Origin of the sequence: Pseudomonas sp. 9.2(2024) (assembly GCF_039695385.1) — a bacterium.
Taxonomy (GTDB): domain Bacteria; phylum Pseudomonadota; class Gammaproteobacteria; order Pseudomonadales; family Pseudomonadaceae; genus Aquipseudomonas; species Aquipseudomonas paraglycinae.
On record NZ_CP155585.1, the window covers coordinates 4870671 to 4894641 of the forward strand.

Sequence of the window (23971 nt, forward strand, 5' to 3'; positions counted from 1 at the left end):
CAGCTCAAACTATCTGCGGGCGGCTCATGTCCACGGTGGGAGCTGGCTTGCCAGCGAAGACGTCGGGACTGACAGCACTGTCATCCGCCACCAACCGCAGATTCAGTCGCAATCCCGACGGGCCGTTCTCGGCCCACAGGGTTCCGCCCTGGCGTTGCACCGCGTTCCTCGCGATGCTCAGTCCCAGACCAAATCCACCGTCCCCCGGCCGCGAGCCGTCGAGGCGAATGAAGGGCGAGAAGATCCGTTCCAGATCCGCCTCGTCCACGCCGCCGCCCTCGTCCTCCAGCCACAGGTGCCAGTAATCGCCATCTCGCCGACCATCGAGCCGCACGATGCCTCCCGGTGGCGAATGGCGAATCGCATTGCGCAGGATGTTTTCCAGAGCCTGGGCCAGGGTGTTGAGATTGCCGCGCACCCAGCAGGAAGCTTCAACCCCGCACTGCAACTGCCTGATCGGGCAGCAACTTTCGTAGCAGGCGTTTTCGGTGAGCATTTCCCATAGCGCCTGAATCTGAATCGCTTCGTCCGGCAACGGTGCGCGTTCGGTGTCGAGCCAGGCCAGTTGCAGGGTGTCTTCCACCAACCGCTGCATCACGTCGACTTCGCGACCGATGCGCTCGCGCAACGGTTGCAGTTGCTGCTCGCTTTCACTGGCGACCCGCAACCGGCTCAGAGGCGTACGCAGTTCGTGGGACAAATCGCGCAGCAGCTGCTGTTGCAGGGCGACGGTGGATTGCAGGCGTTCGGACATCGAGTCGAAGGCCCGGGCCAGTTCGCCGAGTTCATCGGGGCGCTGGGTGATGCCGCTCGACAACCGCACATTCAATTGATCGGCGCGCCAGGCATTGGCCTGCTCGCGAAGATTGTTCAGCGGCACCACCAGCAGGCGATACAGGCCGACGCACAGCAGCAAGGTGAACAGACCGGGAATCACACCGTTGGTGATGACGCGCCAGAACACCCGGTATTTCCCCGGCAGGAATCGCTCGGGCAACTCGATCACCAGACTGCCGGCAGTCGGGTCAGTGGGGAACGGGACCCGCAGCCACGGCCGGCCCTTTTTGTGAATCGGCCAGTCAAGGCCTCGCAGGAAAGTCAGGTGCTGAAGCTCTTGAGTGCTCAACGGCTGGCTGCCCAGCGACTGCAGGTTGCCACCGATCACGCCGACCCAGCCGGCTTCGCGCAGCTCCATGCTTTGCAACCAGCTATCAATGCCATCGCGCTCGCCCTGCTGCCAGGCGCGTTCGGCCTCGGCGGCATAACGGCTCAGCGTGCGGCGGGCGTCGTCGGAGAGGAACTGGTTGCGCTGTTCCATGTACCGGCCCCAAGACCAGCTCAACCAGATCATCAGCAGACAGAACGCCACCAGCAGGCAGGCGAGTTTCCAGAACAGCGAGTGCCGGCCCGGCAGGTCAGACACTTTCATCGACGGCACTCAGGACGTAACCCTTGCCCCACACCGTGCGCACTTCCCGCTCGGTGTAGCCGACCGACTTGAGTTTGCGGCGGATCTGGCTGATGTGCATGTCGAGGCTGCGGTCGTGGGCCGCATAACCGCGCTGAAGAACGTGCTGATAAAGGAAGGCCTTGCTCAGCACTTCCTCGTCGTTGCGGTTGAGGGTTTCCAGCAGGCGGTATTCGCTGCGGGTCAGGCCGGCGGGCTGGTCGAGGTAGAACACGTCGCACTGCTCGTCGTCGAAACGCAGCCCGCCGACCGGTACCACAGGGGTGACGGCAGCCGGACGACGGTCGAGGGCGACCCGGCGCAGGATCGCTTCGATCCGCACATGCAGCTCGGCCATGCTGAAGGGTTTGGGCAGATAGTCGTCAGCGCCGAGGCGGAAGCCGCTGATGCGGTCGGCTTCGGCACCGAGGGCTGACATCAGCAACACCGGCGTGGAATGGCTCTGACGCAGCTGGGTCAGGACGTTCAATCCATCCAGCCCCGGCAACAGAATATCCATCAGCACCACATCGAACGGCTGGCGCCGGGCGATGCTCAGGCCTTCGCTGCCGTTCTGGCACCAGGTGACCTGGAAGCCGCTGCGGCCCAGTTGTTCATGGACATAGGCACCGAGGACGGGATCGTCTTCGATGGAAAGAATGCGGGGTTGGCCAATAGAGACAGGAGTCATGACTATCTGCAAATAATTCTCAGTTGGGCGATTATTCAAGATTGCCCGGCGCCCGGCAACCCAAGCTTGACCTGTCGGACAGATGACCGGCCTGCGAGTGAACAACCACGACATCATTTTTCCCAAGATTGCCCGCAAGCAAATCGCTACACTGCGCCGATACCGCGTGCCGGACGCACGTGTGAGTCAACGATCAGCGGGATGCAGGAGAAAGGCGTGCTCAAGAAACTGGGAATCAAAGGTCGCGTGTTGCTGCTGACCCTGTTGCCGACCAGCCTGATGGCACTGGTGCTGGGCGGGTATTTCACCTGGACGCAGCAGTCCGACCTGCAAGCCCAATTGATGCAGCGCGGCGAAATGATCGCCGAGCAACTGGCCCCGCTGGTAGCACCGGCCATGGGCCACGGCGATGCCGAACTGCTCGAGCGCATCGCCACCCAGTCTCTCGAACAACCGGACGTGCGCGCCGTGACCTTCCTCGCGCCCGACCGCTCTCCCCTCGCCCACGCCGGCCCGACCATGCTCAATCAGGCGCCCAGCGGCGACAGCGCGCATTTGCTGCGACGCAGCGGCAACGACGCCACGCGCTATCTGCTGCCGGTTTTCGGTAAACACCGCAACCTCGCCGGCGAACTGATCCCGCAAGAGTCCGACCGCCTGCTCGGCTGGGTCGAACTGGAGCTGTCGCACAACGGCATGCTGTTGCGCGGCTATCGAAGCCTGTTCGCCAGCCTGCTGCTGATCGGCGCGGGTCTGGCCGGCGCCGCCTTGCTGGCCTTGCGCATGGGCCGCACGATCAACCGCCCGCTGAGCCAGATCAAACAGGCCGTCGCGCAGCTCAAGGACGGTCACCTGGAAACCCGTCTGCCGCCATTGGGCAGTCAGGAGCTGGATGAACTGGCGTCCGGCATCAACCGCATGGCCGGCACCCTGCAAAACGCCCGCGAAGAATTGCAGCACAGCGTCGATCAGGCCACCGAAGACGTGCGCCAGAACCTGGAAACCATCGAGATCCAGAACATCGAGCTGGACCTGGCCCGCAAGGAAGCGCTGGAAGCGAGCCGGATCAAATCCGAATTCCTCGCCAACATGAGCCACGAGATCCGCACGCCGCTCAACGGCATTCTCGGTTTCACCCACCTGTTGCAGAAAAGCGAGCTGACCCCGCGCCAGCTCGACTACCTGGGCACCATCGAAAAATCCGCCGACAGCCTGCTGGGGATCATCAACGAGATCCTCGATTTCTCGAAGATCGAGGCCGGCAAACTGGTGCTCGACCATATCCCGTTCAACCTGCGCGACCTGTTGCAGGACACCCTGACCATCCTCGCCCCCGCTGCTCACGCCAAGCAGCTGGAACTGGTGAGTCTGGTGTACCGCGACACGCCGAAGACCTGCCCTGCGCGCCGTTGCTCGGGCGCCGGGTGGCGGTACTGGAAAACCACGAACTGGCGCGTCAGGCCCTGCAGCATCAACTGGAAGACTGCGGCCTCGATGTCACGCCGTTCAATACCCTGGAAAGCCTGACCAATGGCGTTACCGGCGCCCATCAGACCGATCAGGCGATCGATCTGGCGGTGCTCGGCATCACCAGCAACGACATGCCGCCGGAGCGTCTCAACCAGCACATCTGGGACCTTGAGCACCTCGGTTGCCGGGTGCTGGTGTTGTGCCCGACCACCGAACTGACGCTGTACCACCTTTCAGTGCCCAACCCTCACAGTCAGCTGCAATCGAAACCGGCCTGCACCCGCAAACTGCGCCGGGCCTTGTCGGACATGGTCAACCCGCGCCAGCCGCGCAGCGAACCGGGCGAACCGTTGTCGAGCCGCGCGCCGAAAGTGCTTTGTGTCGACGACAACCCGGCCAACCTGTTGCTGGTGCAAACGCTGCTCGAAGACATGGGCGCCAAGGTGCTGGCCGTGGAAAGCGGTTACGCCGCAGTCAAGGCAGTACAGAACGAAACCTTCGATCTGGTGCTGATGGACGTGCAGATGCCCGGCATGGACGGACGCCAGAGCACCGAAACCATCCGCCAGTGGGAAAGCGAGCGGCATTGCACGCCGCTGCCGATTGTTGCCCTCACCGCCCACGCCATGGCCAATGAAAAACGCGCGCTGCTGCAAAGCGGCATGGACGACTACCTGACCAAGCCGATCAGCGAGCGGCAACTGGCGCAAGTCGTGCTGAAGTGGACGGGCCTGGCGTTGCGCAATCAGGCGCCGGACCGTGGCGGCGAAAGCCTGCTGGGCAATCAGGAACTGCCGATACTCGATCACGAGGAAGGTCTGCGCCTGGCTGCCGGCAAAGCGGATCTGGCGGCGGACATGTTGGCGATGCTGCTGGCCTCGCTCGAGGCCGACCGCGAAGCCATCCGCACCGCCCGCGACAGTCAGGATCAGAACAGTCTGCTCGAACGGGTGCACCGCCTGCACGGCGCCACCCGTTACTGCGGTGTGCCGCAATTGCGCGCCGCCTGCCAGCGCAGCGAAACCCTGCTCAAGCAGCAGGATCCCAAAGCCTCGACCGCGCTGGACGAGCTGGAACGGGCGATCAATCGTCTGGCGGCCCAGGCGAAGATCAGCGCCTGATCCACGGCAATGCCGGTCAACGTCGACGCAGCTAAAGTTGTCGCGGGTGATTTGCGCCCGCGTCGATGCTCCAGGAGGATTTCATGCGCACGATCGTTTTCAGCAGCCAGACCTACGACCGCGACAGCTTCCTCGCCGCCGACTGCCCGGCCGGGATCGAACTGCACTTCCAGCCAGCCCGGCTCAGTCTCGATACCGCAGCGCTGGCCGAACATCACGAAGTAGTCTGCGCGTTCATCAACGATGACCTCAGCGCCCCGGTGCTGGAGCGTCTGGCCGCGGGCGGCACTCGCCTGATCGCCTTGCGTTCGGCCGGCTACAACCATGTGGATCTGGCCGTCGCCAAACGTCTGGGGCTGGCCGTCGTGCGCGTACCGACCTACTCGCCCCATGCGGTGGCCGAACATGCGGTGGCGTTGATCCTCGCCCTCAACCGGCGCTTGCATCGCGCCTACAACCGCACCCGCGAAGGTGATTTCAGCCTGCACGGGCTCACCGGTTTCGATCTGGTGGGCAAAACCGTCGGCATCGTCGGCACCGGACAGATCGGCGCGACCTTCGCGAAGATCATGCACGGCTTCGGCTGCGAACTGCTGGCCTACGACCCTTATCCGAACCCTGCCGTCGAAGCGATGGGCGCTCGCTACCTGAGCCTGCCGGACCTGCTGGCGCAAGCACGGATCATCAGCCTGCACTGCCCGCTCAACGAACAGAGCAAACACCTGATCAACCGCGATTCGCTGGCGCACATGCAACCGGGGGCGATGCTGATCAACACCGGGCGCGGCGGTCTGGTGGACACGCCGGCGCTGATCGACGCCCTGAAGGACGGCCAACTCGGTTATCTGGGACTGGATGTGTATGAAGAGGAGGCGCAGCTGTTCTTCGAGGATCGCTCCGACCTGCCGCTACAAGATGACGTGCTGGCGCGGCTGCTGACCTTCCCGAATGTGATTGTCACCGCGCATCAGGCATTCCTGACCCATGAGGCGCTGGGCGCGATTGCCGCGACCACCTTGCACAACATTGCGACCTGGGCGGCGGGTACGCCGCAGAACCAGGTCGAAGGCTGAGCGATCGGACTCAGACCGGGGGCGGCGTCGGGGTAATCGCCACGCACAGGATCAACAGCGCCAGCCAGCCGAACCCCAGCAAACGTTGCTTGAGGGAGTGGCCGCTGCGCAGCAGGAACCAGACAAACACCAGCGGCATCAGAAACGCCATGATTTTCAGCCAGCCTTCCACCGGGCGCGAACCGTCCGGGTTCAACACCGGTTCGACAGGCTGCGAACGACGGCGTCGCCCCGCCGCGGCCGGCATGATCTTCGGCCGCTCGGGGGCCGGCGGCGGAACGAAGGCCTCGGGCACTGCCTTGTTACGCGGCAGGCTGCCAAAGGAAATCGTCGACGCGCCCTTTTCGGCGTGAGGAGCCTGTGCATCTGCCAGTGGAGCCCCGCAATGAATGCACGCCGTGGCTTCTGAGCTGATGCTCCGCTTGCATTCATAACATTCGATCAGCGCCATGTTCCGTTCCTTGAAAATGAAGGCGGCAGTTTGCCACGACTGCGGTGTCGATTTGAACCGGATCGAAGGTCGCACGCGCGCATCATTCTGCAATCAAGCCCGTGCTAGCATGTCGCGCATATTTGGAGGACCCATGGTCGAACACGATTTCCGCTACACCCTGATGAACCCGCAACACACCCTCACCGAATGCCGCGCCCTGGTTCCGGGCCGTTATCAGGTCACCGGCAACGGTGGCTCGATCCGCATCGGCGACGTGCTGGTCGTGACCCTCAAAGGCAGCAAGGACTTGTCCATGCGCCTGACCGTCGACACCGTCCGCCACCTGATCAACCCGCCGGGTCAATGGACTGCCATGACCACCGGCCCGGTGTTCGGTGAACTGGCGATCCACACCTGGCAGGTCAACTGCGACAGCTGCGCCAAGGAGCTGAGCTTCGAATTCGCCGTGGACGCCAAGCTCGGCAAACCTGCGGAAAAACCGGCCGCCACGGCACGTATTGCGGAGCTGGGCTGGAAAGCCGTCGGCGACAAGCACCTGTGCCCGAAATGCCAGGAGCCGGCGTGATGAAACACCTGGCCCTGACCGCCGTTGTCGGCGCCGGCCTGATGGGTTGCGCCGCGGAGCCTGTGCAACTGCAACAGAACCGCAGCTACATTCTGGAATGGATCGGCGAGCGTCCGCTGATGGACTACAGCCACCTGACCGTGACCCTCGGCGATGATGGCCGGGCGTACGGTAATGGCGGCTGCAACCACTGGTTCGCGCCGTACACTCTGGAAGGCGACAAGCTGAGCTTCGGCAAGATCGGCAAGACCCGCAAACTGTGTGCCCCGGCGCTGATGGAGCAGGAGCAACGCTTCCTCCAGGCCCTGGAGCACGTGGAGCGCTGGGACATCTCGCCGATCGAGCAGATGCGCTTCTGGCCGGCTGAAGGCAAGCCGTTGCGCTGGTGGCTGGAAGAAGGCTGATCCTTTAGATCGCCAAGCCCCTCACCCTAACCCTCCCGAAACGTCGGACCGCCCAAAGGGAGAGGGGACTGATTGGGGGATATTGGAGAGATACGCCGACCTGAAAGACCTTCACCGAATCCATAACCAACCGGATTCCACTCTGACGAATCTTCAGTCGACCTGATCTTCCAGGTCGATGGAAATCGCCAGACACCTCGGTCGGCCCCCTCTCCCTCCGGGAGAGGGCTGGGGTGAGGGATGCTTTATAGCGGCAACTCAATTTGTAGCCTGCAACGCCTCAAGCTTCGCCATCACCCCCGCCGCCGTCTGCTCGCCCATCAACTGTTCCCGCACCTTGCCCTTGTTGTCGATGATGTAAGTCACCGGCAAGGCTTCACTGCGCGGCAGTTCGAACAATTCCGACGGATCCTGCGCCAGCACGGTGAACTTGATGCCCAGTTTTTCGCTGGCGCTCTTCAGCTCTTCACCCTGCACGTTGTCGAAGTTGACCCCGAACACGCCGATCTTCTTGCCCTTGAGTTCGTCCGCCAGGTGATTGAGTTCCGGGATTTCCGTGCGGCACGGGCCGCACCATTCGGCCCAGTAATTGAGCACGACCCATTGTTTGTCGAGGCGCTCGGACGCCACTTTCTGTCCGTTCTGGTCGATGCCGTAGTCGTTACCGCAGCCCCCCAGCATCAACGCCCCGATGATCGTCAATGCCGCTGCCAGTGCCCGTGTCATGTCGTGTTCCTTGTGAAAAATTGAATGCGCCTGCGACCCATCGCCTCCCAAGGTTCTGGATTGCGCGCTGCACAGTTAGAATAGCCGCCACTCTACGCAAGAAGCGACCCGCCCATGACCGATCTGACGCTTTATCACAACCCGCGCTGCTCGAAATCCCGCGGTGCGCTCGAACTGCTCGAAGCCCGTGGCCTGACGCCGAACGTGGTGCGCTACCTCGAAACCCCGCTGGACGTCGCGCAGATCAAGGCCTTGCTCGGCAAGCTGGGAATCAGCGCACGGCAACTGCTGCGCACCGGTGAAGACGAATACAAGACCCTGAACCTGGCCGACGCCAGTCTCACCGAGAAACAATTGATTGAAGCGATCGCGGCCCATCCGAAGCTGATGGAGCGACCGATTCTCGAAGCCGGCGACAAAGCCGTCATCGGCCGTCCACCGGAGCAGATCCTGGAGCTGCTGCCGTGAGTGCGCCGTACATTCTGGTTCTGTATTACAGCCGCAGCGGATCGACCAACGAGATGGCCCGGCAGATCGCTCGTGGCGTCGAGCAGGCCGGCCTCGAAGCACGCCTGCGCACCGTGCCGGCGATCTCCACCGAGTGCGAAGCCGTGGCACCCGACATTCCGGATGAAGGCGCGCTGTACGCCACGCTGGATGACCTGAAGAACTGCGCCGGCCTGGCCCTCGGCAGCCCGACCCGTTTCGGCAACATGGCCGCGCCGCTCAAGTACTTCCTCGATGGCACCAGCAACCTGTGGCTGACCGGCGCACTGGTCGGCAAGCCGGCCGGAGTGTTCACGTCCACAGCCAGCCTGCACGGCGGTCAGGAAACCACCCTGCTGTCGATGATGCTGCCGCTGCTGCACCACGGCATGCTGATCACCGGCCTGCCCTACAGCGAATCGGCGCTGCTGGAAACCCAGGGCGGCGGCACGCCGTACGGCGCCAGCCATCACGCCGGGGCCGACGGTAAAAGCGGTCTCGATCAGCACGAAGTGGCGCTGTGCCGCGCCCTCGGCGCACGTCTGGCCAAGACGGCCCGGAAACTGGGGAACTGAGATGGCCAGAAAGCCGAAAGTCCTGCCCGCCGTCGAGTGGCTGGAGCCGCGTGTGCGGGCGATGCGGGTGATCAGTCTGCTGTGCTTTTTCGGCCTGGCCGGACTGCTCGCCGCTTATTACCTGATGTTCGCCGACCTGCACGGCGCGCGGCCGTGGGTGATTCTGCTGATCGAGCTGATCCCGTGGATCGTGCTCGCACCGGGCATGATCATGGGCAGCGCACGCGGGCATTCGTGGATGTGCTTTGTGGTGAATCTGTATTTCATCAAGGGCGCACTGGCCGCGTATGACCCGAGCCGGCAGCTGTTCGGTGTGCTGGAGATGATCGCCAGTCTGGCGGTGTTTTGCTCGGCACTGCTGTATGTGCGGTGGCGGTATCAGTTGAATCGCAAACTGGCGGGCGAAGGCGAAGTCTCCGTCGCCTGACTGCTCGCCAGATCGCCGAGCTAACCGAGTTCACCGAGTCTGCCGGGATCGTTCCCACGCTCTGCGTGGGAACGATCGCTTTGAACTCAATGATTGACGGTGTAAGCCAGCATCATCGAGATCTGACTCATCGGCCGTCCACCGCTCTCTTCATGCCACTGGTTGAACGCGTTCTGCACCGTCGCCAGATCTCGCAGGCTGCTCGGCACCTTGTCGACGATCTTCTGTGCATTCAGCGCCGCGACCACGTCGTAGCTCGGCACGAAGGTGTCCTTGCCAACCATCCGCAAAAACCGAGGCGCCGACAGCCCGCCCAATTGATGACCGTGCTTTTTCAGGTAGGTCCACAAACCGACGATATCGGTCACCGGCCAGTCGGCGAGCAACGCGCCGAAACTGCCCTTCTCTTTCTCGACATCCAGAATGAACTGCGCATTGCGCGGCACGCTTTTGAGTTTGCCAAGGTGACGGATGATCCGCGCATCCTGCATCAGCCGCTCAAGGTGTTCGGCGCTCATCAGCACGACCTTTTCCGGGTCGAACTTGAAGAACACTTCCTCGAAGGCCGGCCACTTGGCATCCACCAGGCTGTGCTTGAGCCCGGCGCGAAACACCCGCAGGGCCATGGTCGAAAGATAACGGTCGTCGCTGATCTTGCGCAGTTGCGCCGGGGTCTTGGGAACGGGCAGATGGGCTTCCAGTTCAGCCGCCGAACCGAAGCGGTTCAGACAGTATTCGTGCAGCCACTTGTAGTCGCGCATGCCCTCTCCTAAAAAATGAATTGAAAACGGCGCCCGCGAGCGCCGTTTCTTTCGAGCGATCAGATCACTTACAGGTTCACCACATTGACGAAACGCGAAGCCGCCGTCTCGTCGATCTTCAGGCTGGTGAAATCAAACAGGTTACGGTCAGCCAACTGCGACGGGATCACGTTCTGCAGGCTGCGGAAAATGCTTTCGGTGCGGCCCGGGGTCTTGCGTTCCCAGTCCACCAGCATTTCCTTGACCACCTGACGCTGCAGGTTTTCCTGAGAACCGCAGAGGTTGCACGGGATGATCGGGAATTGTTTGAAGTCCGAGTAGGCCTGGATGTCTTTCTCGTTGCAGTAGGCCAGCGGACGGATGACCACGTTGCGGCCGTCGTCGGCGCGCAGCTTCGGTGGCATGGCCTTGAGGCTGCCGTTGAAGAACATGTTGAGGAAGAACGTCTCGACGATGTCGTCGCGGTGATGACCGAGGGCCATTTTGGTCGCGCCGATTTCGTCGGCGAAGGTGTACAGCGTGCCGCGACGCAGGCGCGAGCATAGCGAGCAGGTGGTCTTGCCTTCCGGGATCAGTTCCTTGACCACCGAGTAGGTGTCCTTCTCGACGATGTGGTACTCGATGCCCAGCTCTTTCAGGTAGGCCGGCAGCACGTGCTCGGGGAAACCCGGCTGCTTCTGGTCCATGTTCACGGCGACGATCTCGAACTTGATCGGTGCAACCTTCTGCAGGTGCATCAGCACGTCGAGCATGGTGTAGCTGTCCTTGCCCCCGGACAGGCAGACCATGACTTTGTCGCCGTCTTCGATCATGTTGAAGTCGGTGACGGCTTCGCCGGCCAGGCGGCGCAGGCGCTTTTGCAGTTTGTTCTGGTTGACCGTAAGAGTGCCCATGACGCGAAATCCGTGAGGTGTGACGAAAGGCGGGCATTTTACGCAAAAACACTTGGCTTGTGGCCACAGGTTGTCGCCCCCTCGAGTGCCTGCTTCCACAGACCCCGACGCGATTACCCCGAGGTTTTACAGCGCGATTTGCTCTAAGCCCCTATCACCTGTGCGGTTAAGACCTTTCTATACTGCGACATAAGGTCGCACACAATCTGAAGACCTGTATTTGCTCGGCCGCATTGGCCCGTAGGCGCTCCGCTGGGGGGCGATGGCAATAACGAGAGGAGTGACTGGCATGATCCATCACGTAGTGGGACTTTTTACCCACCCCGATCAGGAATGGAAGGAAATCCGTGGCGACCAGGAAGAAAGCATCAGCCACATGTACCTGACGCACACGCTGATTCTGGCGGCGATCCCCGCTGTTTCGGCATTTATCGGCACGACTCAGGTCGGCTGGGTGATCGGCAACCGCGCACCGGTGATGCTCACCGTCGAAAGCGCGTTGTGGATGACGATCATGTCTTACCTGGCAATGCTCGGCGGAGTCGCGGTCATGGGTGCCTTCGTGCACTGGATGGCCCGCACCTATGACGCCAACCCGAGCCTGGCCCGTTGCGTGGCATTTGCCACCTACACCGCGACACCGTTGTTCGTCGGCGGGCTGGCGGCGCTCTATCCACACATGTGGCTGGGGATGATCGTCGGCACGGCGGCCATCTGCTACACGGTTTACCTGTTGTATGTGGGGCTGCCGACCTTCATGAACATTCCGTCCGACGAGGGTTTCCTGTTTTCCAGCTCGGTGCTGGCGGTGGGTCTGGTGGTGCTGGTCGCCATCATGGCGTTTACCGTGATTGTCTGGGGTCTGGGCGTGGGGCCTGTCTACACCAATTAGCGACCGGTTCCTCCCGAGAAGAACAAGATCCGCCAACACAGGCCGCCGCAAGGCGGCCTTCTCATGCCTGGAATGAACGTCGCGACCATTCGGCAGTTTGGCGATACGCAACGCCGAAAGGTTGCGGCATACTCCAAATCTCTGGAGATCCATCAAGCATGCCCGAGCAACTCAATACCCGCGTCGAAGACTGTTTCCAACTCGCTGAATCCTTTTTCAAACGTCCCTTCAAACGCCCCGTGGTGAGCCTCAAGCTGCGCGGGCAAAAAGCCGGGGTCGCGCATCTGCACGAGAATCTGCTGCGCTTCAATCCGCAGCTGTACCGGGAAAACACCGAACATTTCCTCAAGCAGACCGTGGCCCACGAAGTCGCGCACCTGATCGCCCATCAACTGTTCGGCGACCGCATCCAGCCCCACGGCGAGGAGTGGCAACTGATCATGCGCGGCGTTTACGAATTGCCGCCGGACCGCTGCCATACCTATGAAGTCAAACGCCGCAGCGTGACCCGCTATATCTACAAATGCCCGTGTGCCGATAGCGATTTTCCGTTTTCGGCGCAGCGCCATAGCCTGGTCAGGCAGGGTCGGCGCTATCTGTGCCGGCGCTGTCGCAACACATTGGTGTTCAGTGGCGAGATGCGGGTCGAGTAACCCACGAGCTACGCGATGACTTTCGCGGCGCGTAATTCGGCAATCCGCTCAGGACTCAACCCCAACTCCGTCAACACCTGATCTGTATGCTGCCCCAGCGCTGCCCCCACATGCCGCGGCGCCGGCAACGCCTCGGAAAACTTCAGCGGACACGCCATCTGCGCCTGCATCGAACCATCGCCACGGGGCACCTGGGTCACCAGTTCCCGCGCCTGCAATTGCGGATGCTGCACCGCCTCGCCCAGGTTCAACACCGGCTCGACGCAGGCATCGATCCCGGCGAACAGCTCGCACAGTTCGGCAAAGTCATGCTTCTCGAACTCGACCTTCAAGGCGTCCTTGAGCGCCCGCTGCTGCTCGGGTTTGGGCGACAAGCCCTGCGCCGCCAGTTCCGGCCGGCCCAGCGCCGCACACAGTTGCTGCATGAAGGCCGGTTCCAGACTGCCCACCGACATCCAGCGCCCGTCGCGGGAGCGGTAGTAATCGTAGAAGCTGCCGCCATTGAGCATCTGATCCTCCCAGCCCGGCTCCTCGCCGCAGGCCAGATACCCGGCACCGGCCATGGCGTTCAGGCTGAACGCGCAATCGGTCATGCTCACATCCAGATGGGTGCCCTGCCCGGTCTGCTGGCGGGAAATCACCGCCGCCAACAAGCCGATCACCCCGTGCAGCGAGCCGCCGGCGACATCCGCCACCTGCATGCCCAGCGGCAACGGCCCGCTGTCGGCGCGGCCGGTGTAGCTGGAGAGCCCGGCCAGCGCCAAATAGTTGATGTCGTGGCCGGCGCGATCCTTGTACGGCCCGGTCTGGCCGTAACCGGTGATCGACACATAAATCAGCTTCGGATTGATCGCCTTCAGCGCCTCGTAACCCAGTCCGAGCCGCTCCATCACTCCGGGGCGAAACTGCTCCAGCACGATGTCGTAATCCGCCAGCAACTGCTTGACCAGCTCCAGCGCTTCGGGCTGCTTGAGGTCCAGCGCCAGGCTGCGCTTGTTGCGGTTGAGATACGCGTGACTGGCCGAGACGCCGTGATCATGGGGCGGCAAGACCCGCACCAGGTCGAGGCGGGTCGGCGATTCGATGCGCAGCACTTCGGCGCCCATATCCGCCAGCAGCAGCGAGGCAAACGGCCCCGGCAGCAGGGTCGAGAAATCCAGAATCTTCAGTGAGGCCAGCGGTGCAGGCATGGGCAATCTCCATCAACGATGCATGCAGCCTAGGCAGCCATCGGCGATGGGGCAATTACCGGATCCATCAGTTGCGCTGACCGTTGCGCTCAAACAGCAGGCAAGAAAAAACCCGCCGAAGCGGGTTTTTCCATTCAAGCGATGCTTACTTCACATTGCTCGGGGTCGGGCCTTCGGCCACGCCCAGGTCATCTTCCTCACGCTCGTCGGAGATACCACGACCGCCCGAGGCCAGCTCGGATTGCAGCACATCGGTGTCCAGCTCCTTGACCCACTTGGCCACGACGATGGTCGCTACGGCGTTGCCGACCAGGTTGGTCAGGGCGCGGGCTTCGGACATGAAGCGGTCGATACCCAGGATCAGCGCCAGACCGGCCACCGGCAGGTGACCTACGGCCGACAGGGTGGCCGCCAGTACGATGAAGCCCGAACCGGTCACACCGGCTGCGCCTTTGGAGGACAGCAGCAACACTACCAGCAGAGTGATCTGGTGAGTGATGTCCATGTGGGTGTCGGTCGCCTGAGCGATGAACACGGCCGCCATGGTCAGGTAGATCGCGGTGCCGTCGAGGTTGAACGAGTAGCCGGTCGGGATCACCAGACCTACCACCGATTTCTTCGCGCCCAGACGCTCCATCTTGATCAGCATGCGTGGCAGTACCGATTCCGAAGAGGAAGTACCCAGCACGATCAGCAGCTCTTCACGGATGTAGCGGATCATCTTCAGCACGCTGAAGCCGTGCATGCGGGCGATACCGCCGAGCACGATCAGGATGAACGCCAGGCAGGTGATGTAGAAGCAGATCATCAGTTGACCCAGCTGCACCAGCGAGCCGACGCCGTAGGCACCGATGGTGAACGCCATCGCACCGAAGGCACCGATTGGCGCGAGCTTCATGATCATGTTGATGATGTTGAACATCACGTGGGCGAAGCGATCGATGAAGTCCAGGATCGGCTTGCCGTAGGCACCCAGGCGATGCAGGGCGAAACCGAAGATCACCGAGAACATCAGCACTTGCAGAATGTCACCGGTGGCGAACGCGCCGACGATGGTGGTCGGGATCACGTTGAGCAGGAAGCCGACAACGCTCTGGTCTGCGCCTTGAGCAACATAGGTCGCGACTTTCGAGGCGTCGAGGGTGCTGACGTCGATGTGCATGCCGTTGCCCGGTTGCACGATGTTGACCACGATCAGGCCGACCAGCAGGGCGATGGTCGAAACGATTTCGAAGTACAGGAGTGCGTAACCGCCGGTCTTGCCGACCGATTTCATGTTCTGCATGCCGGCGATGCCGCTGACCACGGTGCAGAAGATGATCGGGGCGATGATCATTTTGATCAGTTTGATGAACCCGTCACCCAGCGGCTTTACGGCCACGCCGAACTGCGGGTAGTAGTGGCCGAGCGCAATACCGATACAGATTGCGACGATCACCTGGAAATACAGGGATTTGTACAGTGGCTGACGAGTCGTCATTGCAAAGTTCCTCAAGAGTCCCGCGTGGCAACATCCATCTGTTGAACGCGAAACCTGAATTGCGAACCCTCCTGCACTGGAGGGATTTGTTGTGTCGAACGGCGCTTTTCCGGACCGGCTCGGCGCACGCTTCTGTCGCTCTTATCGCAAACGTCGTGCCACTTTGGTGCAAATCGCTGCAAGCCTTTTGATATCAGGGATCCGGCTTTTTCTGTGTCACCGTTCGGTTACTCAAGTGTGGCGGATTTCCGCCAACTCGCCCGACCTCGTCCTACAATTTGGCGGAAATCCGCCTTGTTACCGATCAAAGGCAGCCGCTACCATCGGTCGCCAGAGGAAGGATCTGCCGCTCATGCGCGAACGCACCATCGCCAGTCACTTTGCCCGCGCCGCCCTCGGTGGCGCGCGGCGCTCGGGTTACGACTATTCGGACCTGCTGCAGCAACTGGGCATCAGCCCCGAACTGCTCGACGAGCCGCGCGCGCGGATCGCCCCGGAACAATTCACCCAACTGATCCAGAACCTGTGGCTGGCCCTGGACGACGAATACCTGGGTTTTGGCAACGCGCCGAGCAAACCCGGCAGCTTCGCCATGATGTGCCACGCCATCATCCATTGCCGCAGCCTGGAGAAGGCTCTGCAACGCGGCTTATTGTTTTATAGCCTATTCCCCGAAGCCCCGCGCCTGACCCTGACTCCCGAAGACGAATGGGTACGCCTGAGCCTCGACGATGCGCAATTGTGGGACCCGGATCACTTTCTCAGCGAGAGCCTGCTGGTGATCTGGCATCGCCTCGGCAGCTGGCTGATCGGCCAGCGGATTCGTCTGGAACAGGCGAGCTTCAGCTACCCGAAACCGGCGCACGGGGCGGAATACGATCTGCTGTTTTCCTGCCCGCTGGAATTTTCGGCAACGCAAAGCAGCCTGGTGTTTCACAGCCGTTATCTGCACATGCCGCTGTTGCAGGATGAACGCACCCTCAAGCATTTCCTCGAACGCTCCCCCGCCGACCTGCTGTCCCGCCCGGACGACGGCAACAGCCTGAGCAGCCGGCTGCGCCGTTTGCTTAGCCATGACAGCGCACGCTGGCCGGACCTCGAAGCAGTTGCCGCGCACCTGCACATCAGCCCGCAAACCTTGCGCCGGCATCTGCGCGAGGAAGGCACCAGTTTTCAGGAATTGAAGGATCAGTTGCGCCGGGACATCGCAATTTATCACCTGGGGCGGGCCGATCTGTCGTTGCAACAGATCGCCGAACAGCTCGGGTTTTCCGAGCCGTCGGCGTTTCATCGGGCGTTCAAGAAGTGGACGGGGCTGACGCCGGGGGCTTATCGGGCGCAGGAGCAGTGAGGCCAAAGATCAAAAGCCCCCTCACCCTAACCCTCCCGAAACGTCGGACCGCCCAGAGGGAGAGGGGACTGATTGGGGGATGCTCAATAAATACGCCGACCTGGAAGCTTGCTGTTGAATCCATATTCGATGCAAATCGCTCAGGTCGATCATTTTCTAGAGACACTTCGATCAGTTCCCTCTCCCTCTGGGAGAGGGTTAGGGTGAGGGCCGATCGTTTTCACACCGCAGGAAAATGAATCCTGAACGCCGCCCCGCCCATCGGCGAATCGCCCAGGGTCAGCTTGGCGCTGTAGCTCTCGATGATGTCCTTGACCACCGCCAGCCCGATCCCCTGCCCCGGGTGCTGGCGGTCCAGGCGTTCGCCGCGTTCGAGAATCCGTGCGCGCTGATCCGGTGGTACGCCGGGGCCGTCGTCTTCGATGCACAGTTCGATTCCGTCCAGGCTTTCACGCACGCTGATGCGCACTTCGCCCAGGCACAGGCGATAGGCGTTTTCCAGCAGGTTGCCCATCATTTCCAGCAAGGCGCCCTGCTCGATCGGCACGTAACAGTGCTCCGGCAGATTGAAGGCGACGCGCACGTGTTTGTCGCGGTAGACCTTGTCCAGCGTGTCGCACAGGCTTTGCAGCACCGGGCGCAGGCGCACCTGATGGCGTACCAGACCGCTTTTGCGCAGGCTGGCGCGTTGCAACTGGTAGCCGATCTGCTGGCTCATGCGTTCGATCTGGGTTTGCAGCACCCACGCCTGATCGCGGTCTTCGGGGCGCTGGGCCATGTCTTCGCTGACGCCTTGCAACACCGCCAGCGGGGTTTTCAGGCTGTGGGCCAGATCGTCGAGGGAGTCGCGGTAACGGCTGCGCTGCTGGCGTTCGCTGTGCAGCAGGCGGTTGAGGGAACCGGTCAGGCGCAGCAGTTCGCGCGGATGTTGTTCGCTGAGGCTTTCGAGGGTTCCGCCTTCGATTTCGTCGAGCTCCTGACTAAGCCGGCGCAGGGCTTTCAGGCCCCAGGTCAGGCCGATCCACAGCAATGCGAGCAGCACCAGCAGCGCCGCACCAAAACCGAGGTAGAGATTTTCCCGCAGGCCTTCGAGGGTGGTTTCGTATTCGCGCACCGGTTGCAGGGCCACGATACTGAAGGCCGCGCTCTTGCCGCCGAGCAGTTTGACTTCGACGTCATAGACGAAGAATTCCTGCCCGTTGGCTTCGCGGATCCGCGCGAACTCGTTGCCGAGGCCGTCGTAGCGCGGCGTGTAGTTGATCTTCTCTTCCTGGGTGCCCTTCGAACGCCAGACCAGATGCCCTTCGCGGTCATAGATGTAGCCGAGCAGGCGATTGTCCGTGAGGTTGAAGCGCTCGTCGGGCAATTGTGCCGGCATCATCAAGCGGTTGTTTTCAACCCGTGCGGCGGAGATCAGCGTGGTGACATCGGACGCCAGCCGCTGTTCGATCGAGTCCTGCAGCGCCAGGCTGAACGCGCCCTGCATCGCCGGGAGCAACGCGAGCATGAACAACACCGCCAGGGTCGTGGCGGCAAGCATCAGCCGGACGCGAAGGGAACGGATCAAGTGCAGCGCTCATTGAACAGGTAACCGAGGCCGCGCACGGTGTCGATCGGCTTGAACCCGGCCGGGCCTTCGAGCTTGCGGCGCAAACGGCCGACCAGCACTTCGATCACGTTTGGATCGCGCTCGTCGTCATCCGGGTACAACTGCTCCATCAACCGATCCTTGGGCACCACCTGCTGGTGATGGCGCATGAGGTATTCGAGGATCCGGTACTCGTAGGCGGTCAGCGCCAGCGGTTGCTCGTCGAGGGTCGCCTGCTTGCGATTGAGGTCCAGCAACAGCGGGCCGGCGACGATGGTCGACTGAGTGAAACCGCTGGAGCGGCGCAGCAACGCATTGAGCCGCGCTTCGAGTTCTTCGAACTGGAACGGCTTGACCAGATAATCGTCAGCCCCGGCTGCCAGACCTTCGACCTTGTCCTGCCAGTTGCCGCGCGCGGTGAGGATCAGGATCGGAAACGTCTTGGCGCCCGAGCGCAGCTGGCGGATCAGGTCGAGGCCACTCATGCCCGGCAGTCCAAGGTCGATCACCGCCAGGTCAAAGTTGAATTGCCCGGTCTGGTACAACGCCTCTTCGGCATTGGCCACGGACTCGACCACGTGACCGCTCTCCGTCAGGCGGGTTTGCAGGTGATGGCGCAACAGCGCTTCATCTTCGACGACCAACAGTTTCATGACGCTCTCCCGGGTAAATCGACAACTCCAAAGGCTTTCGCCTCACATGGCTGCGCCGGGTCGCCCCTCGAAGGACGACCCGGCGCGGGCCTGACGCCAATCGCTTAGAAAGCGTAGTTGGCCGACAGGTAAGTCTGGGCGCTGCTGGTCAAATCCAGCGAGCCTTGCTTGCTGCCGCCGCTCTCTTTCATCTCAGTGCTGGCGTTGCTGCGCAGGTAACGGTAACCGAGTTCGACCGAGGTGTTCTGCGAGACTTGCTGCAACACACCGAACTGGCCGCCGACGGCGTAACCGATGTCGCTGTCACGGCTGTAGCTCGGCGAATCCTGGGTCAACTTGGTCAGACCGGCCGTGGCACCGCCGAACAGCTTGGTGCTGCTACCCACCGGGTAAAACAGATCGTAGCTGCCCAGCAGGTTTTCCTGGCGCAGTTTAATGCCATTGTGCGAGCCGGACACGTTGTCGTAGGTGGCGTAGTAGCGACCCTGGCTGTTTTGCTGACCCAGGCGCAGGCCGTAGGTGTTGTTGCCGTCGATGGCCGCGGTGGCATCCGGATGGCCGAGGTTGTCGTTCAGGGCGTTGGATTTTTTGATCTTGTCGCTGGTCTGGCCAAAGGTCAGGCCGGCGAAGTTGGTGGTGTCGGCGTGGGCCGCGATACTGGCGCTCATTACGGTAAAAGCCAGCAGCAGTTTATTTAAACGAGTCATGGAGTTTCCTCTTTCACAGTGCTGTTTGGGTATGGCGCAAGGTTACTGACCCTCCCCTGTACCGCCCCTGAACGCTCTCTGAACCTGGCCTGAATGAAATGAACTAGGCTGTTTTGACCCTTTATTGTCAGGAGACCCGATCATGCGCCTGCTTCTAACCCTCGCCCTCCTTGTCTTCAGCGGCCTCAGCCAGGCTGCGATCAAGACCGAGGAAATCCCCTATCAGAGTGCTGACGGCACCAAGCTGATCGGTTACTACGCCTACGACGATGCAATAAAGGGCCCGCGCCCCGGCGTGGTGGTGGTGCATGAGTGGTGGGGCCTGAACGACTACGCCAAGCGCCGCGCCCGGGATCTCGCCGGGCTCGGCTACAGCGCGCTGGCCATCGACATGTACGGTGAAGGCAAGAACACCGAGCACCCGAAAGACGCAATGGCGTTCATGCAGGCCGCCACGCAAAACGCCGATGCGGCCAGCAAGCGCTTTCAGGCCGGGCTGGATCTGTTGAAGAAACAGCCACAGACCGACAAGGATAAAATCGCCGCCATCGGTTACTGCTTCGGCGGTGGCGTGGTGCTGAATGCCGCGCGTCAGGGCGTGCCGCTGGCCGGCGTGGTGAGCTTCCACGGTGCGCTGGCCACCAAGACTCCGGCTACGCCGGGTAGCGTGAAGGCGAAAGTCCTTGTCGAGCACGGCGCGCTGGACAGCATGGTCACCCCGGACAACGTCGCGGCATTCAAGTCGGAAATGGACAAGGCCGGCGCCGACTATCAATTCGTCAGCCTCGACGGTGCCAAGCACGGGTTCAGCAATCCCGACGCGGATCGCCTGAGCCACGGCGATCACGGTGGCCCGGATATCGGCTACAACAAGGCCGCCGATGAAAAATCCTGGGCGGACATGCAGGCGTTCTTCAAGAAAATCTTTGGCTGAACCCCTGTTGCTGATCGTTCCCACGCTCTGCGTGGGAATGCAGCCCGGGACGCTCCGCGTCCCTTCGCTGTGTGACGCGGAGCGTCACTGTATGCATTCCCACGCGGACGGTTCGACGCCTCGACGTGGGAACGATCATGTCGGCACTATCCAGCCCGAGGACAACCCGGCAAAATGCCGACATGACTCCCAGCCCTTTCCTCCCCGCCTGCTGCACCCCGCTCGATGCCCATTGGCCGCTGCCGACGGCGTTGCCCGACACTGTGCTGCTGAGCACCCATTTCGATCCGTCGCAATTGCTCGGTGATGACTTCCGCCGCAGCGCCATCGAGTCGCCGCCGAGCATTCAGCGTTCGGTGGCGAAGCGGCAGGCGGAATTCCTTGCCGGGCGGATTTGTGCACGGGCGGCGTTGCAGCAGCTGGAAGGCTCGAGCACTGTTCCGGCGATCGGCGAGGACCGCGCGCCGATTTGGCCGGCACACATCTGCGGCTCGATCACCCACAGCACCGGCCGTGCGGCGGCGATTGTCGCCAACAAACAGCACTGGCGCGGACTGGGCATGGACCTGGAAAACCTGCTCAACGCCGAACGCGCCGAACGACTGGCCGGAGAGATCCTGACCCCGCCGGAATTGCAGCGCATGGCCGCCGGTTCCCGGGATCAGATCGCACTCTGGGTGACCCTGACCTTTTCGGTGAAAGAAAGCCTGTTCAAGGCGCTGTACCCGATCGTGCAGCAGCGCTTCTACTTCGAACACGCCGAGGTTCTGGAGTGGAATGAACAGGGTCAGGTGCGGCTGCGGTTGCTGACGGATCTCTCCAGCGAATGGCGCAACGGCACGGAGCTCGATGCGCAATTCGGCGTGCAGGACGGGCAGTTGCTCAGTCTGGTCAGCATCCAGGCGTAAGCGGTTTCAGCGCCGCTCCTGATTCCTCGGCCAGCTCAGGCTGAAGCACGCTCCGCCCAGACTCTTGCTCTTGCCGATCAGCGCCCGACCGTCGTGCCAGTGGATGATCCGCCGCACGATCGACAGGCCCAGTCCGTGTCCACCGGACGCCCGGGTGCGGCTGTCGTCCAGGCGCAGGAACGGCGTGAAGATTTTCTCCCAGGCGGTTTCCGGCACACCGGGGCCGTCGTCCTCGACATCCACCCGACAGCGCATCTGCCCGACCTGATAACTGACCGTGACCTTCGAACGCGCATGGCGCATGGCGTTGCTCACCAGATTCTGCAAGGCACGGTGCAGGTAACGCGGCTCGGCCTCGACCCAGGCGTCATCGCAATCCGCCGCCGACAGGCACAAACCGCGCTGTACCGTGACTTCGGCGCGCAGAGGCGCCAGCTCTTCGATCACCTGATTGACCAGTGCATCCAGGTCGATGCGCTGGAAGGTCAGCGCCGGCGAGCCCTGCTCCAGCCGGGCGTACGTGAGCATTTCGTCGACCAGCTTGTCGAGGTCCTCGATGTCGTGGTCCATACCCTCGCGGTATTTCTCCAGCGCCTGCGGGGTGGTGGCCGAGCCGATCATCTCCAGGCCGAAACGCAGGCGCGCCACCGGCGTGCGCAATTCGTGGGACACCGCGCGCACCAGTTCACGCTGGATGGCCAGCAACTGCTGCAAGTGCTCGGCCATGCCGTTGAACGCCGCCGCCAGCTTGCCCACCGAGTCGGCACCCCGGGCCGGAACGCGAGTTTCCAGACTGCCTTTGGCGATGCGCGTGGCGGCAGCTTCGAGCCCGCGCAAACGCCGTTCGAGCTGACGCACCAATAAATAGACGATCAGGCCGATCAGGGTCAGGCCGAGAGCGGCGATCAAAACCAGCCATTCCGGCGGGTACGGATTCATCTGATACAGCGGCCCGATTTCCAGCACCCACGGCGTGCCGACCATGCCGGCGAACACCCGGATCGAATCGCCGCCCTTGCCCAGCGCCATCACCGTATCGCCTTCGGACACTCGACGACTCTGGTCTTCGTCCATGTCGGCATCGCTGACGGTGACCAGCCGCAAATCGAAGCCGAAGCCTTTGTCTTCTTTCAACTGCGCCAGTCGTTTGGGCTGTTCGCCCACGGGCACCCGCACCAGCTCATCGGCCAACAGGTAGATGGTCGCCCGGGCCAGTTGCTCGCTGATCTGCTGCACCTCGCCCACCAGCACCAGTTGATCCTTGTCACTGACCAGCCGATAGACCTTGGCCGCGTGCGGGCCGGTCTGTTCGACCAGCGCCTGGCCGCGCTGCACCCGGGTGCGCTGGGTCAGATCGAGATCGGTCTGGGCAAAGGTCTTCAGCGCCAGCGGAATCCCGAGCAGCCGCTCCCACACCAGCAAGGCGCGATGGCGCTCGGTTTCATTCATCGGTTGCAGGTTGTCGGCCATCAGCGAAAACGTGCCGTGGGCCAGACGCTCGCGGTATTGCTCGCTGCGCACCTGGTTGAGCAGGTGCAGCGCCAGCACGCCGAGCACCGCCACCAGAATCAGCGCCGCGCACATGCCGCCATAGATGCGCAGGAAGATCGAATTCACAGCGGCAGTTCTACGCAGGCTTCCGGCACGAACAGATAACCTTTGCTGCGCACGGTCTTGATCAGGCGCGGGTGATCGGGGTCGTCGCCGATTTTCGGGCGGATGCGCGAGATGCGTACATCGATCGAGCGGTCCTGGCCGTCGTAGCCAATGCCGCGCAGTGCGGTGAAGATTTCTTCCCGGGACAGGATCCGCCCGGCGTTGGATACCAGCAGCCAGAGCAGATCGAATTCGGCGCTGGTCAGCTCGATGCCGCTGTCACTGAGCCAGGCTTCGCGCAAGGCGTTGTCCACCACCAGCGGACCGAACTGCAGACGACGCGGATTGCCCGCTGGCGCCTCCGGTGTGTCACTGCGTCGCAGCAGCGCCTGGATACGCGCCAGCAACAGTCGCGGGCGCACCGGTTTGCAGACGTAGTCGTCGGCACCCAAGTCGAGCCCGAGGATCTGGTCGGCGTCATCGGTGCGCGCAGTGAGCATCAGGATCGGCCCGTCGTAACGGTCGCGCACCTTGCGGCAGATGCTCAGGCCGTCTTCGCCGGGGAGCATCAGGTCGAGGATCACCAGGTCCGGCTGTTCCTTGATGATCCGCGCCGCCGCCAGCGCACCGTTGCCTTCGATCTCCACGCGCAATCCGTTGGCTTGCAGGTATTCACGGGTCAGTTCGGCCAGACGCTGGTCGTCCTCGACTATCAATACCTGCCAGGCTTCTTGCTCCACGGGTGACCTCTGCTTGCCGATGCTGCTTATAAAGGAAGGATCCTCCCGTCTTTTTGTCATCTTTAAGGAGGATAAGAATGCGTGCGCATGGCCCGATTGTATAAACGGCGTACAGCCAGAACACAAGTCGGTAAATGCGTTCGGACAAGGCGGATTTTTGTGATAGGGTTCGCGCCCTTAAAAATC

24 protein-coding genes and 1 pseudogene are annotated in these 23971 nt (G+C 62.2%); 12 read left to right on the plus strand and 13 right to left on the minus strand.

Annotation, left to right across the window (positions count from 1 at the left end):
* Nucleotides 1-4: 4 nt before the first annotated feature.
* Complete coding sequence (locus tag ABFB52_RS21890; RefSeq protein WP_129973966.1) at nucleotides 5-1429, minus strand: sensor histidine kinase; 1425 nt, start codon at nucleotides 1427-1429, stop codon at nucleotides 5-7.
* The gene (locus ABFB52_RS21895) at nucleotides 1416-2138 is read right to left on the minus strand and encodes a response regulator transcription factor (RefSeq protein WP_085607389.1); all 723 of its coding nucleotides are present in this window, start codon (nucleotides 2136-2138) and stop codon (nucleotides 1416-1418) included. Before ABFB52_RS21895 ends, ABFB52_RS21890 begins: the two co-directional genes overlap by 14 nt.
* Nucleotides 2139-2354: 216 nt before the next feature.
* Between ABFB52_RS21895 and ABFB52_RS21900 the strand changes: the two are divergent.
* Nucleotides 2355-4729: pseudogene (locus ABFB52_RS21900) on the plus strand (response regulator).
* Between the two features lie 83 nt (nucleotides 4730-4812).
* Nucleotides 4813-5802 (plus strand): 2-hydroxyacid dehydrogenase, encoded by a 990-nt coding sequence (locus tag ABFB52_RS21905; protein ID WP_129973965.1) that lies wholly within the window; start codon nucleotides 4813-4815, stop codon nucleotides 5800-5802.
* A gap of 10 nt (nucleotides 5803-5812) precedes the next feature.
* Here the strand turns inward: ABFB52_RS21905 and ABFB52_RS21910 are convergent, their stop codons facing one another.
* Nucleotides 5813-6253, minus strand: a complete 441-nt coding sequence (locus ABFB52_RS21910) for a hypothetical protein (RefSeq protein ID WP_085607393.1) — start codon at nucleotides 6251-6253, stop codon at nucleotides 5813-5815.
* Between the two features lie 133 nt (nucleotides 6254-6386).
* Between ABFB52_RS21910 and ABFB52_RS21915 the strand changes: the two genes are divergently transcribed.
* A complete protein-coding gene (locus ABFB52_RS21915; RefSeq protein ID WP_007957770.1) occupies nucleotides 6387-6821 on the plus strand; it encodes a hypothetical protein in 435 nt (144 codons plus the stop codon).
* Complete coding sequence (locus ABFB52_RS21920) at nucleotides 6821-7225, plus strand: META domain-containing protein (RefSeq protein ID WP_039772881.1); 405 nt, start codon at nucleotides 6821-6823, stop codon at nucleotides 7223-7225. The genes ABFB52_RS21915 and ABFB52_RS21920 overlap by 1 nt, the downstream gene beginning before the upstream one ends.
* 258 nt (nucleotides 7226-7483) lie before the next feature.
* On the opposite strand, the gene ABFB52_RS21925 is transcribed toward ABFB52_RS21920, so the two are convergent.
* Nucleotides 7484-7951, minus strand: coding sequence for a TlpA disulfide reductase family protein (locus ABFB52_RS21925; protein ID WP_007957768.1), 468 nt, complete (start codon nucleotides 7949-7951; stop codon nucleotides 7484-7486).
* A 114-nt stretch (nucleotides 7952-8065) separates the two neighbouring features.
* Between ABFB52_RS21925 and arsC the strand changes: the two genes are divergently transcribed.
* Genes arsC through ABFB52_RS21940 form a run of 3 tightly spaced genes read left to right on the plus strand, consistent with a single transcriptional unit; the run spans nucleotide 8066 to nucleotide 9439 of the window.
* Nucleotides 8066-8419: an arsenate reductase (glutaredoxin) gene (arsC, locus tag ABFB52_RS21930; RefSeq protein WP_102717796.1), complete on the plus strand. Its 354-nt coding sequence runs from the start codon at nucleotides 8066-8068 to the stop codon at nucleotides 8417-8419.
* Nucleotides 8416-9012, plus strand: a complete 597-nt coding sequence (gene wrbA, locus ABFB52_RS21935; protein ID WP_085745100.1) for an NAD(P)H:quinone oxidoreductase — start codon at nucleotides 8416-8418, stop codon at nucleotides 9010-9012. The genes arsC and wrbA overlap by 4 nt, the downstream gene beginning before the upstream one ends.
* A gap of 1 nt (nucleotide 9013) precedes the next feature.
* The gene (locus ABFB52_RS21940; protein ID WP_102717797.1) at nucleotides 9014-9439 is read left to right on the plus strand and encodes a DUF2069 domain-containing protein; all 426 of its coding nucleotides are present in this window, start codon (nucleotides 9014-9016) and stop codon (nucleotides 9437-9439) included.
* A gap of 86 nt (nucleotides 9440-9525) precedes the next feature.
* On the opposite strand, the gene ABFB52_RS21945 is transcribed toward ABFB52_RS21940, so the two are convergent.
* Together ABFB52_RS21945 and ttcA are read right to left on the minus strand one after the other, a co-directional pair.
* Entirely contained in the window at nucleotides 9526-10200 is a 675-nt protein-coding gene (locus ABFB52_RS21945) for a DNA-3-methyladenine glycosylase I (RefSeq protein WP_085683575.1), read from the minus strand.
* A 68-nt stretch (nucleotides 10201-10268) separates the two neighbouring features.
* Nucleotides 10269-11093 carry a tRNA 2-thiocytidine(32) synthetase TtcA gene (gene ttcA / locus ABFB52_RS21950; protein WP_064598661.1) on the minus strand — a complete coding sequence of 275 codons (825 nt, stop codon included), beginning with the start codon at nucleotides 11091-11093 and terminating at the stop codon, nucleotides 10269-10271.
* A 289-nt stretch (nucleotides 11094-11382) separates the two neighbouring features.
* On the opposite strand from ttcA, the gene ABFB52_RS21955 reads away from it, so the two are divergent.
* Together ABFB52_RS21955 and ABFB52_RS21960 are read left to right on the plus strand one after the other, a co-directional pair.
* The gene (locus ABFB52_RS21955; protein WP_007957761.1) at nucleotides 11383-11985 is read left to right on the plus strand and encodes a Yip1 family protein; all 603 of its coding nucleotides are present in this window, start codon (nucleotides 11383-11385) and stop codon (nucleotides 11983-11985) included.
* Nucleotides 11986-12143: 158 nt separating this feature from the next.
* The gene (locus tag ABFB52_RS21960; RefSeq protein WP_007957760.1) at nucleotides 12144-12638 is read left to right on the plus strand and encodes a SprT family zinc-dependent metalloprotease; all 495 of its coding nucleotides are present in this window, start codon (nucleotides 12144-12146) and stop codon (nucleotides 12636-12638) included.
* 8 nt (nucleotides 12639-12646) lie between these two features.
* Here ABFB52_RS21960 and ABFB52_RS21965 read toward each other — a convergent pair whose 3' ends face one another.
* A complete protein-coding gene (locus ABFB52_RS21965) occupies nucleotides 12647-13828 on the minus strand; it encodes a CaiB/BaiF CoA-transferase family protein (protein ID WP_129973964.1) in 1182 nt (393 codons plus the stop codon).
* A 145-nt stretch (nucleotides 13829-13973) separates the two neighbouring features.
* Complete coding sequence (locus tag ABFB52_RS21970; protein ID WP_064383574.1) at nucleotides 13974-15308, minus strand: dicarboxylate/amino acid:cation symporter; 1335 nt, start codon at nucleotides 15306-15308, stop codon at nucleotides 13974-13976.
* Between the two features lie 352 nt (nucleotides 15309-15660).
* Here ABFB52_RS21970 and ABFB52_RS21975 point away from each other — a divergent pair, with 352 nt between their 5' ends.
* Nucleotides 15661-16659, plus strand: a complete 999-nt coding sequence (locus ABFB52_RS21975; protein WP_102688144.1) for an AraC family transcriptional regulator — start codon at nucleotides 15661-15663, stop codon at nucleotides 16657-16659.
* Between the two features lie 220 nt (nucleotides 16660-16879).
* On the opposite strand, the gene ABFB52_RS21980 is transcribed toward ABFB52_RS21975, so the two are convergent.
* The 3 genes from ABFB52_RS21980 to ABFB52_RS21990 form a co-directional block, all read right to left on the minus strand.
* The gene (locus ABFB52_RS21980) at nucleotides 16880-18226 is read right to left on the minus strand and encodes an ATP-binding protein (RefSeq protein WP_129973963.1); all 1347 of its coding nucleotides are present in this window, start codon (nucleotides 18224-18226) and stop codon (nucleotides 16880-16882) included.
* Complete coding sequence (locus tag ABFB52_RS21985; protein ID WP_085745105.1) at nucleotides 18223-18900, minus strand: response regulator transcription factor; 678 nt, start codon at nucleotides 18898-18900, stop codon at nucleotides 18223-18225. The genes ABFB52_RS21980 and ABFB52_RS21985 overlap by 4 nt, the downstream gene beginning before the upstream one ends.
* Before the next feature lie 104 nt (nucleotides 18901-19004).
* On the minus strand, nucleotides 19005-19607 hold the full coding sequence (locus ABFB52_RS21990) for a hypothetical protein (RefSeq protein ID WP_129973962.1): 603 nt from the start codon (nucleotides 19605-19607) through the stop codon (nucleotides 19005-19007).
* Between the two features lie 142 nt (nucleotides 19608-19749).
* On the opposite strand from ABFB52_RS21990, the gene ABFB52_RS21995 reads away from it, so the two are divergent.
* Nucleotides 19750-20541 carry a dienelactone hydrolase family protein gene (locus tag ABFB52_RS21995; RefSeq protein ID WP_102688145.1) on the plus strand — a complete coding sequence of 264 codons (792 nt, stop codon included), beginning with the start codon at nucleotides 19750-19752 and terminating at the stop codon, nucleotides 20539-20541.
* 182 nt (nucleotides 20542-20723) lie between these two features.
* Complete coding sequence (locus tag ABFB52_RS22000; RefSeq protein WP_129974098.1) at nucleotides 20724-21449, plus strand: 4'-phosphopantetheinyl transferase; 726 nt, start codon at nucleotides 20724-20726, stop codon at nucleotides 21447-21449.
* 6 nt (nucleotides 21450-21455) lie between these two features.
* On the opposite strand, the gene ABFB52_RS22005 is transcribed toward ABFB52_RS22000, so the two are convergent.
* Both ABFB52_RS22005 and ABFB52_RS22010 read right to left on the minus strand, forming a co-directional pair.
* Complete coding sequence (locus tag ABFB52_RS22005; RefSeq protein WP_007957745.1) at nucleotides 21456-23066, minus strand: ATP-binding protein; 1611 nt, start codon at nucleotides 23064-23066, stop codon at nucleotides 21456-21458.
* Nucleotides 23063-23785: a response regulator gene (locus ABFB52_RS22010; protein ID WP_085745108.1), complete on the minus strand. Its 723-nt coding sequence runs from the start codon at nucleotides 23783-23785 to the stop codon at nucleotides 23063-23065. Before ABFB52_RS22010 ends, ABFB52_RS22005 begins: the two co-directional genes overlap by 4 nt.
* Between the last annotated feature and the right edge of the window lie 186 nt (nucleotides 23786-23971).